This is a genomic window from Megasphaera sp. UBA4382 (genome assembly GCF_002391155.1).
Classification (GTDB): Bacteria; Bacillota; Negativicutes; order Veillonellales; family Megasphaeraceae; genus Megasphaera; species Megasphaera hexanoica.
Map to the genome: position 1 here is coordinate 14,288 of NZ_DGRS01000037.1, position 12,935 is coordinate 27,222.

A 12,935-nucleotide genomic window follows, 5' to 3' on the forward strand; every position below is an offset into this window, starting at 1 on the left:
AATGTATAGAATTGTATAAGGAAGTACTTGCGCAGGCAAGGACTTTTTCAACATAAAACATCCTTGTTAGGAGGTAATGGGAATGACAATTGGCTTATTCTGGTCCCGCTACGAATTAGAGCTTCATGAAAAGAATCTGCGCGAGATCGATGCCAAATATACGTTTTTAATTCATTATGAAATGTGGAACTGGCTGATCGCCAAGATTCCGGAAAAAGTGCAGATACAGATTCTGCGCGGACATAATCATGGTGAAGGATCGTGGTCCTGCCGGCAATGGGTGGAACATATGCTGGACTGGCTGAAAGAAAACAAGCCTGCCGATATATATAATGCCGTTCTCGATAAGATTGCCATTGTCCGTTCCCAGCCGGTAGAAGAAGCGGAGCGTCATGCGGCGCGTACGTTATCCGATGACGAGCTGGCAGAAATGCAGGCTGCCGGGTACTTTAAGTCTGTCCCGCCCAGAACAAGGAACGAATAAGTAAGCGGAGGTGAACTCATGAGGTTTGCTGTAGCCATACGTTTTTTCGTGTGTATCGTATGTTTTTGCCTGACCGCGGCCGTGACGGGGCCTGCTGCATGGGCACAGGAAGCAGAGTCTGCCCGGGTCATTTCCATTTCCGGTGAAATCGATGGCAGCCAGGCAGCACTGGTGCAGCGCGGTATCAGCCAGGCGGAAGAAAACGGAGATAAGGCCATCGTCGTTCGTATCAATACGCAGGGCGGCCGTGTAGACAGTGCGCTGCGCATCCGTGATCTTTTGCGGGAAACATCCATCCCGACAATTGCCCTCGTCACGTCACGGGCCTGGTCAGCCGGAGCGTTGATTGCCATCGCCTGCCGCCATATCGTCATGGCACCGGGAAGCAGCATAGGCGCGGCAGAACCCATACCGGCGACGGAAAAAAATATTGCCGCCCTGAAATCGGAATTCAGTACGACGGCCGCTGATAATGGCCATAATCCCCGCATTGCCGAAGCGATGGTCGATAAAAAAGACGGCCTGCCCGGATATGCCGATGCCGGCGAAATCCTTGCGCTCACGGACGTACAGGCCCGGGAGCTGAATTTGTCGGAAGGAACGGCGGATACGGCGGAAGAAGCACTGCATCTGTTCAGTCTGGACGATGCGACCGTGTATTATGAAGACCGGAACTGGAAGGATGAAACGCTGGGGATGCTTCAGAATGAATACGTCCGCATGCTGTTTGTCGGGCTTATCCTGGCGGCGGTCCTTATCGAAATCAAAACAGCCGGTATCGGTGTCGGACTGGTAACGGCCTGCCTGCTGGGAGGGGTTATGCTCATATCCGGCGATGGCACACTGGCCGATGATCTGAAGGTCATCGGGGCTTTTATCGGCGGTCTGGTCCTCATTGCTCTGGAACTGGTTACGCCGGGAATCGGCATCTTTGGTGTGGCTGGCATCCTGCTGCTCTTTGGCAGTCTGTTCTGGATGCTCGGGGCGACAGTGCAGGCACTGTATATCCTGGCTGGCGGCATCGTCATTGCCGTCATCCTGTTTTACATCCTGGGCAGACGTCTGCCTAAAAGCCGGTTGTTTGCCAAAGTGGCCCTGACGACCCGGTCTACGAAAGAAAAAGGTTATACATCACAGGAAGATAAGAGCAAGTATCTGTTTCAGCGCGGTACGACGATTACTATCCTGCGTCCGGCCGGTACAATCCGCATTGGCAAAGAACGGGTCGATGCCGTTTCGAGCGGAGGCTTCATAGACCGGGATGTAGCCGTGCGCGTCATCAAAGTCGAAGGTGCCCGGGTCGTCGTCGAACCGGTGCCGCCTGGTCCATAAGGAGGTAGGTTATGTCTATGTTATCTCTTTTAGCAGCGCCGCTGTTTGTTATTGTCGCTGCTATCATCGTTATTTCATTATTTCTCCATTTCGTGCCACTGGGACTGTGGATTTCAGCTATGGCGGCCGGCGTTTCCGTAGGTATCGTCAATCTTATCGGCATGCGCCTGCGCCGCGTCGTTCCGTCTAAGATCATCCTTCCCCTGGTCAAAGCGAACAAGGCCGGTCTCGACGTCAATGTCAATCAGCTGGAAGCGCATTATCTGGCCGGCGGGGATGTAGACCGCGTGGTCGATGCCCTGATAGCCGCCCACCGGGCGACTATGTCCCTGACCTTTGAAAGAGCCTGCGCTATCGATCTGGCCGGCCGGGATGTCCTGGAAGCGGTACAGATGAGTGTCAACCCAAAAGTCATTGAAACGCCGTTTATTTCGGCCGTTGCCCAGAATGGCATCGAACTTAAAGTACGGGCCCGGGTCACGGTGCGGGCCAATATCGACCGCCTCGTCGGTGGTGCCGGGGAGGCGACGGTCATTGCCCGTGTCGGGGAAGGCATCGTTACCAGCGTCGGCTCGGCAGCGGACCATTCACAGGTCCTGGAAAATCCGGACGAAATCAGTAAGACCGTCCTCAGCAAGGGACTGGATGCAGGAACGGCCTTTGAAATCCTGTCCATTGATATTGCCGATGTCGACGTAGGTCGTAATATCGGCGCCCGTCTGCAGACCGATCAGGCTGAAGCCGATAAACAGATTGCCCAGGCCAAAGCCGAAGAACGGCGGGCCATGGCTGTGGCAAAGGAACAGGAAATGCAGGCCTATACGCAGGAAATGCAGGCCAAGGTCGTCGAAGCCCAGGCAGAAGTACCGCTGGCTATCGCCCAGGCGTTCCGTGAAGGAAATCTGGGCGTCATGGATTATTACACCATGCGCAACGTCATGGCCGATACCAAGATGCGCGATGCCGTAGCCAAGGCAGGCATACCGAAGGCCAAGGCGCAGCCGTCGGCTGTATCGGGCCATCCCGTGACGCCTGCCCCGGAAACACCGGCTGATAAGTAGGTGATGGTATGGAATATATTATTGCCATAATCCTTCTCATGCTCTTGTTTTCCCTGCCCGATGCCCTGCGCCGTAAAAGACGTTATCCGCACCGGGGAAAGCGCCGCAGCAGCCCTATAGATACGCCGCAGCGGCAAAAGCAGACGAGACCGGAGCCATCTCCGCAGAGAGCTTCACAAACCGGACAGGCCCCGGAACAGGGGAAAATGCATACGGCCGGGCAGGGAACGCGGAATCCGGCGCCAGCCGATACGGGACGCCTGGAAGGCAATCACCGTCCGGCCGCTGCGGTTATCGGCACGACAGCGGAACCAGTCACCGTTCCCGGCGCTCCTGCCGTCGTATATTCCTATGTCCAGCCGCCGGCCTGGAGCGGGCTCTCCGGTGAAGCACGGGATATCTATGCAGGTCTTGTCTGGTCGGAACTACTGCAGAAACCTGTTTCCCTGCGGGATAGAAAATAAAGATACGGCCGCTGGCAGATTGCTGACGGCCGTGTTTTACTTGAGGTAAACGATATGATTACAGAAGAAAAAATATACATAGGGAACATTCCCTGCCTGAAAATAGCGTGTCATGAAGATGTAAAAGGCGTAGTCATTTTTTATCATGGCTGGACATCGACAAAAGAACTGCAGTCCCTGCGCGGCCATATTCTGGCAGCATACGGGTATGATGTGCTGATTCCCGAGGCCATCCATCACGGGGAGCGGGGCATCATCGATTACGAAGAAAATCCGGCAGCGTATGGGGAATTCTGGCAGACCATATTCCAGAATCTCCGTGAAGCGCCGCAGGTCATCGCCTATGCCAAAACCTGGCATGATGATGTGCCGCTGGCCGTCATGGGACATTCCATGGGCGGATTTACGGCTCTGGGGGTTATGACGTGGAACCGGGATATACAGGCGGCAGTCGCCATGAATGGCTCCGGCTGGTGGGATGAATCAGACCGCCGTTTCCGGGCAGGACTGCCGCTGGAACCGATGGATTTTCTTCCGCAACTGCGCCGTGAAATCAGCCGGTGGGATCCGTACACTCATACGGAAAAACTGGAAGGCCGTTCGGTGCTGGCGTTGACTGCCGGCAATGACGATACGGTTGACCCCATGGCCCAATCCTACTATATGGATAAGCTGTATACCCTGGCAGGCGTACGGAGCCGGTTCGTCACTTATCCGGGATTGAAGCATTTTGTCACGACGAATATGATGGGCGATGCCGTAAACTGGCTTACCGACGTATTATAAGAAAACGACCTGTCCCATGATGGTTTTCTCCTATCATGTGGCAGGCCGTTCCTTTATCTACGGCAAACTAAAAGCGAAATACGATGAAGTTTTATGCGTGATCATCAGGGAAGGCTTTCGGAAAAATCGAGGCCTTCATCCGTTGCGTAATACGTACCTTCTTCTTTTCCCGGTTCGAGATATTTTTTATCCACCAGCCCTTTCAGGAGCACTTCGTCTACCGGGCGGGGATCGAACATGTCTTCCGGACGGGCTTCTTCCCGTTCGACGACGGCAATGACACTGGCTTCCAGCTCTTCTTTTGAAGGGGTTCCATTGGCGTAGTAAATACGCGGGATATACATGGGAAATTCCTTGCAGGATTTATAGAAAAACTGGCCGATAGCCCGGGCTTCACTCAGGCTGTTGTGCATATCCAGATCAATACCCATTTCTTCACAAATGGCATCCAGTTTATGGGAATCAAAGGTGTACAGTTTTTTTGCTATTTCCAGAGTATCGATAAAACGAAATTCCGGCGGCTTGATGCCAAATACGGTAAGGGCGTGGGTGATACAGCCGATGACGTAAGGCGCATTGTGGCAGACCAGCGTGTGGCCGATAAAATAGTCTTTCATGCCGGCATTCCAGTATTCGCCAAATTCGTCGGCTTTGCTCAGGAGTTCCCAAGTTACATCGGGATTTTTTAAGTCACGCAAATCTTTTTCCGGAGGCTGGATATAAAAATAATGCTGATCCTTTAGTTCACCGCCGGCAAATTCAGCAAAGCCTATGAGACAGATGGAGTAGGGCTGCCGGGAAGCCAGTTCAATAGAGACAGCAGTAAACCGCTGAGGCTTGCGCCGCGTGTATTCAACGGGGCCGATGGGATACTTGTAATATCCGTCAGACGGCTTGATATCGAACTGGTGAAGATTCTGGATTTTGATATGAGTGCGTTTTTCTACGGCTTCCTTCGCTTTCTGCTTACGGCTGCGCCGCCGGATGGCCATAATCATAGAGTAGAGGACGGCAGCGACAAACAGAAAGGAGACAATCATACCGCCGTAATGAAGTAAAGTGTTCATATCCATGGCTATCAGTTCCTTTCGCTGTTTTTGGCATCTTTCTTTTTATCGAAGGTATGATAGAATGTCATATTATAGCAATTGAAAAAGGCATTGTCTGCTGCTTTGCCGTTGACGGAATAGCGATCTGTCGTCGCAACTTCCGGGTCGGGATTGATGGTTTGTGCCGATGGGGTGCCTTTCAGCGTATCGTAGGTCATCGTAGACAATGTCTGCGTCCGGACCGTCTGGGCGTTAAAGTTATAGAAGAAATTGTTCTGATAACCTGTCGCCGTATTTGTAGAGTAGTCATAAGTCAGTACGGTGGCCTGGATGACATAATAGGGAGGGTCGTAACGGATGGAATTGATGGAATTCATATCAATGTAGGATTCGGTCATTTCATCGTGGCCCACCTGGATGTAACGGGGGTTGTCATCAAAAAACATGGCTGAGGCCAGTGTGCAGCCAAAAGCAGCCGCTACCATAAGGGCAGATGCTATTTTTTTAAACATGTCGATCTTCTCCTTTGAATGTGTAATTCAGATACCATATATTATAGCAGATATTGGAGCAGATTAAACATAAATATCCGTAATAGGTAGCAAACAGGAGTTTGCCGATTGAAGTCGAATTATATATAGAGAAAGATGAATTGGGAGTGATATAGTGTCTGTTTTATATATTGGTCTGCCTTTTTCCCAGTGGGAAGCAGATGAAGCGCTGAAGAGAGACGAGGAGAAACGGATTGCCTCCTTTCAGCGGGCCGGCCTGTCTCTGGTACCCGTCAACGGAGGTGCGGGAAGCAGCCGAATATGCCGTCATTACGGATGGGATGATTCGTTTGTTTGTGAAAATGAACTGCCCGATGAAGAATTCCTGACGGATCATGTCTTTTGGGAAGATTATATGCTATTGTATATTTCTCCGGGAGCGGCCCGTTCTGATGCATCGTATCAGCAGTTTGCAGGGCAGGCAGCACGGATCGGGGCAGATAATGGAATGTTTGTAGCAGCTGATTTATGCGGCGTGACGGAACCGGTCCCCTGGCAGCACCAGGCGCATATTATCTGGCGCAGAGGCGCAGAACCGTTTCCCTGTGAGGGAAACTGCCGCCTGAGTCTGGCCTTTGATGGACATCAGATTCATGTTGCCGGAATGAAAGAAAAAGTATATCATGGTACTATAGCCACAAGGGAAACAATGCCGGCCTTTCTCCAGTCGTTGTTGCACGGTGCAACACTGGAAGAGGCATTACAGGCAGAAACGGAAATATAGTGCAGAAATATGGGATAACGAAGCGCAATTTACAGAGGAGGTATTATTTTGACCAAAACATTAACCGAAGAACATCCTTTACGGGCTGCCATACTGACGATCAGCAGCAGCCGGACATTTTCCAATGATACGAATGGATTAATGATACAATCCGCTCTTACCCAGGGCGGTCATCAGGTAGTCGATTACCAGATTGTCCGCGACGACCGGGATGAAATACTGAATCATCTTCACGAATGGGTCTGCAGTGTCGATGTCGTCATTACCAGCGGGGGTACGGGACTGGCGAAACGGGACGTGACGCTGGAGACGATAGAACCTCTTTTTGACAAGCCGGTTCCGGGATTTGCCGGTCTCATGACGGCCATGGCGTACCGTAATGATTGTGGTGTACAGTCCCTGGCATATCGTTCCAGTGCCGGAATCTGCCGCCAGTGTCTGATATTCTGCCTGCCCGGGCTGCCGAGACTGATTAAACTGGGCATGGAAAAAATCATTTTACCAGAAGTGTTCCACCTGTATGAAGAACTGCAAAAATAAAGGGAACGGATGAGGGAAAAAACCGTCCCCATAATCTGCCTGCAGACGGCCGGACTATGGGGACGGTTTCATTTATCTTATATAAGTAAAATCCCTGTAATCGTATGATTACAGGGATTTTACCTACATGAGCTGGTGGGCCTACTTGGATTCGAACCAAGGACCAACCGGTTATGAGCCGGGGGCTCTACCGCTGAGCTATAGGCCCATGTAATGAGATTTCACGGGGAAACCTACCAAAACATTATAATACGACTAGCCACTGTACGTCAAGGAGAAGTTTGGGAGGTATCAGTGAAAAAAGAGGAACGCCGGGACGTTCCTCTTTTCCGTACCAGTAGATTATTTGTAGGCTTTCTGATAGATTTCCACGACATCGGCTTCGGACAGGTCGATGCGGTCGCTCTTGAACAGGAAGGCCATAGCCGATTTGGCAATGCGGGCCATCTGAGGAAATTCATCGGGAGTAATGCCGTAATCGGACATCTTCAGATCAGCTACGCCACAGTCTTTCTGCAGCCGCAGCAGGGCTGTGATGAAATCCTTCGGTTCTGTTGCTTCGGTCATACCCAGAGCCTGAGCCAGGCGGATGAAACGGCCGTCACAGACGTGATGTTCAATAAAATAGGTGAAATAAGCTTCGCTGAGCATGATCAGGCCGGCGCCATGGGGAAGTTCCTGATGGAAGGCACTGAGGGAATGTTCCATGGAATGTTCGCTTACGGTGGAGCATACGACCATTTCCAGGCCACCCAGATAGCTGCCGAATGCCACTTTTTCGCGGGCTGTCAGATTTTTTCCATCCGCAACGGCAATGGGAAGATACTGGCTGATGGCCTCAATCGCCGTAAGGGCGATCATTTCACTCATAAGGCTGGATTTATTGGCAATGTATCCTTCGATATTGTGGAACAGGGCATCGAATCCCTGATAGGCGGTGAAACGGGGAGGTACGGATGCCATGAGTTCCGGATCGATAATGGCGAGCTGCGGGAAGAGCTGGGGCCCTTTAATCGGCGTTTTTTCTTTTGTTTCCTGATTGGTAATGACGCCACCCATGTCGGTTTCTGATCCCGTGCCTGCCGTAGTTGTAATGGCAATGATGGGAAGCGGAGTTTTTTTGATAGGCATTCCCTTGCCGGTACCGTTGGTAATGTAATCCCAGACGTCACCGCCATTCGTTGCCACGACGGCAATGCCCTTGGAGGCGTCGATGACACTGCCGCCACCGAGGGCGACGAGAAAGTCGGCACCGGAAGCAGCTGCCATTTGTCCGCCTGCCGTTACGGTCTGGCGCAATGGATTGGCTTCAATCTTATCATAGAGGACCGTTTCTACGCCGGCCTGATGGAGTTGTTCTTCCGTGCGGGCCAGATAGCCATTGACCTTTACGGATTTGCCATTGGATACGATAATCATGGCTTTTTTGCCGGGCATAGGCTGTGCATGGAGCTCATTGAGCTGGCCACAGCCAAAGAGAACGCGCGTAGGTACATGCAGATTAAACATAGAATCACCCTCGATAGATAATGTAGTATTTTTTTGTCCCTCTCCAGGGAGAATTGCTTACCATTCTAGTATTTAGTATACCATAAAACAGGCGCTCCGTTATGTGAAAATCAGCCGGATCTGTATTATTTATGTATTTCCTGTGTATGGGAACGGATAGCCTGCACCCCCTCCCGGCTGTGTATCTGTTTCATCGTGCGGTAAATCCCGGTGATATAGATGGCGACGGCTATCCAGGCGAATATAAAGGCGACCAGCATCGGCCGTGTCATGACTTCACCGCTCAGCAGGCCGATTACCAGAGTGATGCTGGGTGAGCAGTACATGAGGATGCCAGAGACGGTGATAGGAACGCCTTTGACGCCGGCTGTAAAGAGCATCATGGGAATGGCCGTGACAATGCCCGTTGCCGGAAGCAGGAGCCACTGTAGGCCGTGAAATGTCCCGATAGCCCCTGTACCGTGCATTTCACTGAAACAGATGAATAACAGGGACAGCGGTACCATGGAGAATGATTCAATAAAAACGGAAACCTGACTGTCGAGGACGATTTTTTTCTTCAGGAGACTGTACGATGCCCAGGACAGGCAGATGATGAATGACAAATAGGGGACCTGGCCGTATAAGCAGAATGCCAGCACCAGGCCGGAAGCCGCCAGGAACATGGATAATTTCTGCATCAGACTGATGGTTTCATGAAAAATCAGGCCGCCAAAAAAGATGACCACAATGGGATTGATGAAATAAGCCAGACTTGCCTGGAGGATGAAGCCGCGGGTCATGGCGTAGATAAACGCCCCCCAGTTGATGGTAACGAGCAGGCAGGCACCGGCTATATACGGCCATTGCTTCCGCTGATGGCAAAGCCCTGTCAGATTGGACAGGAGATGCTTGTGCATGATCAGGATAAAGCAAAGGACGGAGGACCAGACGATGCGTGATGCCAGTGTATACAGGGGAGATAGATCGCGCAGCAGAATCCAGAATGCCGGCAGGACTCCCCAGATGACCTGACTGAGCATGAAGTATATGTAGTAGACGTTGATGCCTTTTATCATGGGACAGGGCTCCTTTTTTTGAGATATGTGACGATATGTGACATTGTATCATAAATAGAAGTATAAATATACTCATCCGCAGGGGAAATCATAAATCATGAAAAAAAGCAAGGGAAATGCGGGAATTCTAATTTACTTTTAATAAAACCGTTTTTTTCTAATGTAGAGCTCATCGTATTTTCAGGTAACGTTAATCTTCCGTTGGTATCATATATGGGAAAGGAATGGATAAAGGAGACAGGTTATTATGAGTGATCCGGAAAAAGAACTGGGAAAGGCGGGAGAAGAGCGGGCTGCCCTTTACCTGAAGCGCCAGTGCGGATATCGTATCCTGCAACGCAATTACCGGACCCGGCTGGGGGAAATCGATATTATTGCCCGCGATTGCGATACGATTGTGTTCGTTGAAGTGAAGACGAGGCGTTCCTTGTGTTACGGATATCCGGCAGAGGCCGTAGCACAGCATAAACAGTTTAAATTAAAAATAACGGCCCAGTCTTATATGGCACGGTACCGGTTATGGGATGTGCCGTGCCGGTTTGATGTCATCGAAGTCATGCCGGGTCCGGGAGGGGCGCTGCGGCTTCATCATATCCGGCATGCGTTCTGGCCGGGGATGTGAGGGTATTCCTATGTTTGCAAGTGTATATGGAGCGACGACGCTGGGACTCATGGGCAACATTATTACCGTAGAAACGGATATCGCCAACGGACTTCCCGGATTTGAAATTGTCGGAATGGCAGCGACATCTGTCAAAGAATCGAAAGAGCGGGTCCGTTCGGCTATGAAAAACAGCGGGTATGAATTCCCTATGCGGCGGATTACCATGAATCTGGCGCCGGCTGAGCTCAAAAAAGACAGTACCGGACTGGATATAGCCATTGCTGTCGGCATCATGGTGTCCAGCGGGCAGATACAGGCAGAAAAAACGGCAGGCTGCCTGTTTATCGGGGAATTATCTCTGGATGGACATATCCGGCCCGTAAAGGGACTTCTTTCGATGATTCTGAAAGGAGCTTCTGCCGGGTTTCATACGGTTTTTATCAGTGAAGAAAATGCGGCGGAAGCTTTGTTGTGCCGTAAAATGACGGTCTATGCAGTTCGCACATTGCGCGATGTCATACAGCATCTGAACGATATAGAACGGCTGGAAGCGGCCGTACCGTCCGATGACCAGCAGGAAATAAGGCCGGAATATACCATCGACTTTTCCGAGGTACAGGGACAATTCCTGGCCAAACGGGCGTTAGAAATTGCTGCCGCCGGCGGGCATAACGTACTCATGATCGGACCTCCGGGGGCCGGCAAGACCATGCTGGCCAAACGTCTGCCGACCATACTGCCGCCTATGAATACGGAAGAATCACTGGAAGTGACGAAAATTTACTCCGTGGCGGGACTGTTCCATCAGAACCGCATGATTACAGAACGGCCATTCCGCAGCCCTCATCACACGATTTCTGTCAACGGCCTCATCGGTGGCGGCACGATTCCGCGGCCGGGAGAGGTTACACTGGCCCATAATGGCGTCCTATTTCTGGATGAACTGCCGGAGTTTCCCCGCTCCGTACTGGAAGTTATGCGTCAACCCCTGGAAGATGGCGTCGTGCACATCGCCCGCGTCCACGCTTCCCTGACCTATCCGGCCCAATATATGCTCATAGCCGCCATGAATCCTTGTCCCTGCGGCAATTACGGGTCTGACCAGCTTTGTACCTGTACGCCTGGGGAAATCCGCCGTTATGTGCGGAAAATTTCCGGGCCGCTGCTGGACCGGATTGATCTGCATGTCCGCGTCGAGCGGCCCTTATACCGTGAACTCGTGTCCGATGAGGCACAGGAAGGGTCCGGTGTAATCCGGGAGCGCGTCCTGGCGGCCAGGGAACGGCAGGTAGAGCGACTGCGGCCATTTGGTATGTTCTGCAACGCCCACATGGGACACCGGGCAATCCGGGAAACGTGCTGTGTGACGGAACAGGCCAGAAGGCTTCTGCAGGAGGTATTTGATAAATTTAAACTCAGTGCGCGCAGTTACGACCGGATCATCAAGGTATCCCGCACGATAGCTGACTTGGGAGAAAGCGATGAAATAGGGCAGGAGCATGTAGCCGAAGCGCTGAGTTATAGAAATAAACTGCAAAGGATGTGACGCCAGTGGAAACGGCGAACCTCATGGAAGAACGCCGGTATATGGCAGCATGGCAATCGATAAAAGGCCTGGGAGCAAGGCGCATACGGAATATTATTTCTCACTTTGGCAGTGCGCAGAAAGCCTGGCAGGCCGATGGAGAAGCCGTGGCGGCAGCTGCCGGTCTGGGCGCGCAGAAAGCCGGCCACATCAACACTTCCCGCAACCACTTTGACTGGGATGAGCAGGAACGGCTGCTCCGTTCACGACAGGTACATCTGGTGACCTTTCAGGAGAAAGCATATCCGGAACTGCTCAGGCAGACATACAATGCGCCAGCCGTCCTGTTTTATCAGGGAATACTGCCACAGAATAATAAAACAGCAGCTCTCGTCGGAGCCCGCAAGGCTACTCCGTATGGCCTGAATGCTGCCCATACCCTGTCGGAGCAATTAGCCCGGCAGGGCGTTTTTGTTATCAGCGGGGGAGCCAGAGGCATTGATACGCGGGCCCATACAGGTGCACTCCGAGGTGGAGGCAGGACAATTGCCGTCGTTGCCAATGGCCTGGACCGGACGTATCCTCCGGAAAACCGGCGCCTGTTCCAGGAAATCTGCGATGCCGGCGGTGCCGTTGTCAGTGAGTTTTCCTTCGGCGTGGAGCCGCTGGCACGTAATTTTCCAGCCCGCAACCGGATCATTGCCGGGATGGCCCGCTGTGTCATCGTCGTCGAAGCGGCAGCGCGGAGCGGAGCATTAATTACGGCCGATTTCGCTCTGGAAGAAGGACGGGACGTCTTTGCTGTGCCGGGCAGTATTTTTTCTACCATGAGTCAGGGAACTCATGCGCTTTTGCGGAACGGAGCCATTATCCTGACCGGTGCAGCTGATGTACTGGAGGAATACGGCTGGCAGCATGTGGAATCAGAGAAAGGCAAGTCTGTCTGTACCTTTGTCTGTACCTTGTCTGATGCGGAGCGGAAGATCTATGAGGCACTTCAGGAATCGCAGGCCCTGCCTGTGGAGCAGCTGGTCATACAGACCGGTCTTGCTGCGTCAGATATCAGCTGTATATTGCTTAACCTGATGCTGCACAACCTGGTGGAAGAAATCCTGCCGGGACTGTATGTTCGCTGCCCGGCCTGATACGTTTTACTGTGATTGCGGAATGCCGGGGCCAGTAATTTCTTTCAGCCCTGTTCAGAGTCTCAGATATGTGGTACTATAGAGTGTAAAAATGACAATACCT

14 protein-coding genes and 1 tRNA gene are annotated in these 12,935 nt (G+C 52.0%); 10 read left to right on the forward strand and 5 right to left on the reverse strand.

Translation table 11 applies throughout. The annotated features are described in order from the left end of the window. Positions 1-82 precede the first annotated feature (82 nt). From B4H10_RS04135 to B4H10_RS04155, 5 genes are read left to right on the forward strand one after another with little or no spacing between them, the layout of a single operon-like run. Positions 83-484 carry a hypothetical protein gene (locus B4H10_RS04135; RefSeq protein ID WP_059075320.1) on the forward strand — a complete coding sequence of 134 codons (402 nt, stop codon included), beginning with the start codon at positions 83-85 and terminating at the stop codon, positions 482-484. An 18-nt stretch (positions 485-502) separates the two neighbouring features. After that, positions 503-1,816, forward strand: coding sequence for an NfeD family protein (locus B4H10_RS04140; protein ID WP_059075319.1), 1,314 nt, complete (start codon positions 503-505; stop codon positions 1,814-1,816). A gap of 11 nt (positions 1,817-1,827) precedes the next feature. Next, positions 1,828-2,877, forward strand: coding sequence for a flotillin-like protein FloA (floA, locus tag B4H10_RS04145; RefSeq protein ID WP_075582425.1), 1,050 nt, complete (start codon positions 1,828-1,830; stop codon positions 2,875-2,877). An 8-nt stretch (positions 2,878-2,885) separates the two neighbouring features. After that, entirely contained in the window at positions 2,886-3,341 is a 456-nt protein-coding gene (locus B4H10_RS04150; RefSeq protein ID WP_292018238.1) for a hypothetical protein, read from the forward strand. A gap of 54 nt (positions 3,342-3,395) precedes the next feature. Next, positions 3,396-4,127 (forward strand): alpha/beta fold hydrolase, encoded by a 732-nt coding sequence (locus B4H10_RS04155; RefSeq protein WP_292018239.1) that lies wholly within the window; start codon positions 3,396-3,398, stop codon positions 4,125-4,127. A gap of 104 nt (positions 4,128-4,231) precedes the next feature. Here B4H10_RS04155 and B4H10_RS04160 read toward each other — a convergent pair whose 3' ends face one another. After that, positions 4,232-5,200: an exonuclease domain-containing protein gene (locus B4H10_RS04160; protein ID WP_236699606.1), complete on the reverse strand. Its 969-nt coding sequence runs from the start codon at positions 5,198-5,200 to the stop codon at positions 4,232-4,234. Between the two features lie 5 nt (positions 5,201-5,205). After that, positions 5,206-5,688 carry a hypothetical protein gene (locus B4H10_RS04165; RefSeq protein ID WP_059075315.1) on the reverse strand — a complete coding sequence of 161 codons (483 nt, stop codon included), beginning with the start codon at positions 5,686-5,688 and terminating at the stop codon, positions 5,206-5,208. 154 nt (positions 5,689-5,842) lie between these two features. Here B4H10_RS04165 and B4H10_RS04170 point away from each other — a divergent pair, with 154 nt between their 5' ends. Both B4H10_RS04170 and B4H10_RS04175 read left to right on the forward strand, forming a co-directional pair. Continuing rightward, entirely contained in the window at positions 5,843-6,451 is a 609-nt protein-coding gene (locus tag B4H10_RS04170) for a hypothetical protein (protein WP_292018240.1), read from the forward strand. 48 nt (positions 6,452-6,499) lie between these two features. Further along, positions 6,500-6,991, forward strand: coding sequence for a MogA/MoaB family molybdenum cofactor biosynthesis protein (locus B4H10_RS04175; protein WP_206084978.1), 492 nt, complete (start codon positions 6,500-6,502; stop codon positions 6,989-6,991). A 133-nt stretch (positions 6,992-7,124) separates the two neighbouring features. On the opposite strand, the gene B4H10_RS04180 is transcribed toward B4H10_RS04175, so the two are convergent. The 3 genes from B4H10_RS04180 to rarD all read right to left on the reverse strand — a co-directional run bounded on the left by B4H10_RS04180 (position 7,125) and on the right by rarD (position 9,558). After that, positions 7,125-7,199, reverse strand: a tRNA-Ile gene (locus tag B4H10_RS04180). Positions 7,200-7,333: 134 nt separating this feature from the next. Then, on the reverse strand, positions 7,334-8,500 hold the full coding sequence (locus B4H10_RS04185) for an iron-containing alcohol dehydrogenase (RefSeq protein ID WP_292018241.1): 1,167 nt from the start codon (positions 8,498-8,500) through the stop codon (positions 7,334-7,336). A gap of 125 nt (positions 8,501-8,625) precedes the next feature. Beyond that, positions 8,626-9,558 carry an EamA family transporter RarD gene (gene rarD / locus B4H10_RS04190; RefSeq protein ID WP_234995454.1) on the reverse strand — a complete coding sequence of 311 codons (933 nt, stop codon included), beginning with the start codon at positions 9,556-9,558 and terminating at the stop codon, positions 8,626-8,628. Between the two features lie 247 nt (positions 9,559-9,805). Between rarD and B4H10_RS04195 the strand changes: the two genes are divergently transcribed. The 3 genes from B4H10_RS04195 to dprA are packed head-to-tail and all read left to right on the forward strand — an operon-like array spanning position 9,806 to position 12,832. Next, on the forward strand, positions 9,806-10,180 hold the full coding sequence (locus B4H10_RS04195; protein WP_059075312.1) for a YraN family protein: 375 nt from the start codon (positions 9,806-9,808) through the stop codon (positions 10,178-10,180). Between the two features lie 10 nt (positions 10,181-10,190). After that, a complete protein-coding gene (locus tag B4H10_RS04200) occupies positions 10,191-11,708 on the forward strand; it encodes a YifB family Mg chelatase-like AAA ATPase (protein ID WP_075581258.1) in 1,518 nt (505 codons plus the stop codon). A gap of 5 nt (positions 11,709-11,713) precedes the next feature. After that, positions 11,714-12,832 carry a DNA-processing protein DprA gene (gene dprA, locus B4H10_RS04205; RefSeq protein WP_292017333.1) on the forward strand — a complete coding sequence of 373 codons (1,119 nt, stop codon included), beginning with the start codon at positions 11,714-11,716 and terminating at the stop codon, positions 12,830-12,832. Positions 12,833-12,935 lie beyond the last annotated feature (103 nt).

Coding starts and splice junctions, on each gene's coding strand:
- B4H10_RS04160 (WP_236699606.1), bottom strand. CDS start 5,200: ATGGATATGAACACTTTACTTCATTACGGCGGTATGATTGTCTCCTTT.
- B4H10_RS04140 (WP_059075319.1), top strand. CDS start 503: ATGAGGTTTGCTGTAGCCATACGTTTTTTCGTGTGTATCGTATGTTTT.
- rarD (WP_234995454.1), bottom strand. CDS start 9,558: ATGATAAAAGGCATCAACGTCTACTACATATACTTCATGCTCAGTCAG.
- B4H10_RS04155 (WP_292018239.1), top strand. CDS start 3,396: ATGATTACAGAAGAAAAAATATACATAGGGAACATTCCCTGCCTGAAA.
- B4H10_RS04195 (WP_059075312.1), top strand. CDS start 9,806: ATGAGTGATCCGGAAAAAGAACTGGGAAAGGCGGGAGAAGAGCGGGCT.
- B4H10_RS04165 (WP_059075315.1), bottom strand. CDS start 5,688: ATGTTTAAAAAAATAGCATCTGCCCTTATGGTAGCGGCTGCTTTTGGC.
- B4H10_RS04150 (WP_292018238.1), top strand. CDS start 2,886: ATGGAATATATTATTGCCATAATCCTTCTCATGCTCTTGTTTTCCCTG.
- B4H10_RS04135 (WP_059075320.1), top strand. CDS start 83: ATGACAATTGGCTTATTCTGGTCCCGCTACGAATTAGAGCTTCATGAA.
- B4H10_RS04185 (WP_292018241.1), bottom strand. CDS start 8,500: ATGTTTAATCTGCATGTACCTACGCGCGTTCTCTTTGGCTGTGGCCAG.
- B4H10_RS04200 (WP_075581258.1), top strand. CDS start 10,191: ATGTTTGCAAGTGTATATGGAGCGACGACGCTGGGACTCATGGGCAAC.
- floA (WP_075582425.1), top strand. CDS start 1,828: ATGTCTATGTTATCTCTTTTAGCAGCGCCGCTGTTTGTTATTGTCGCT.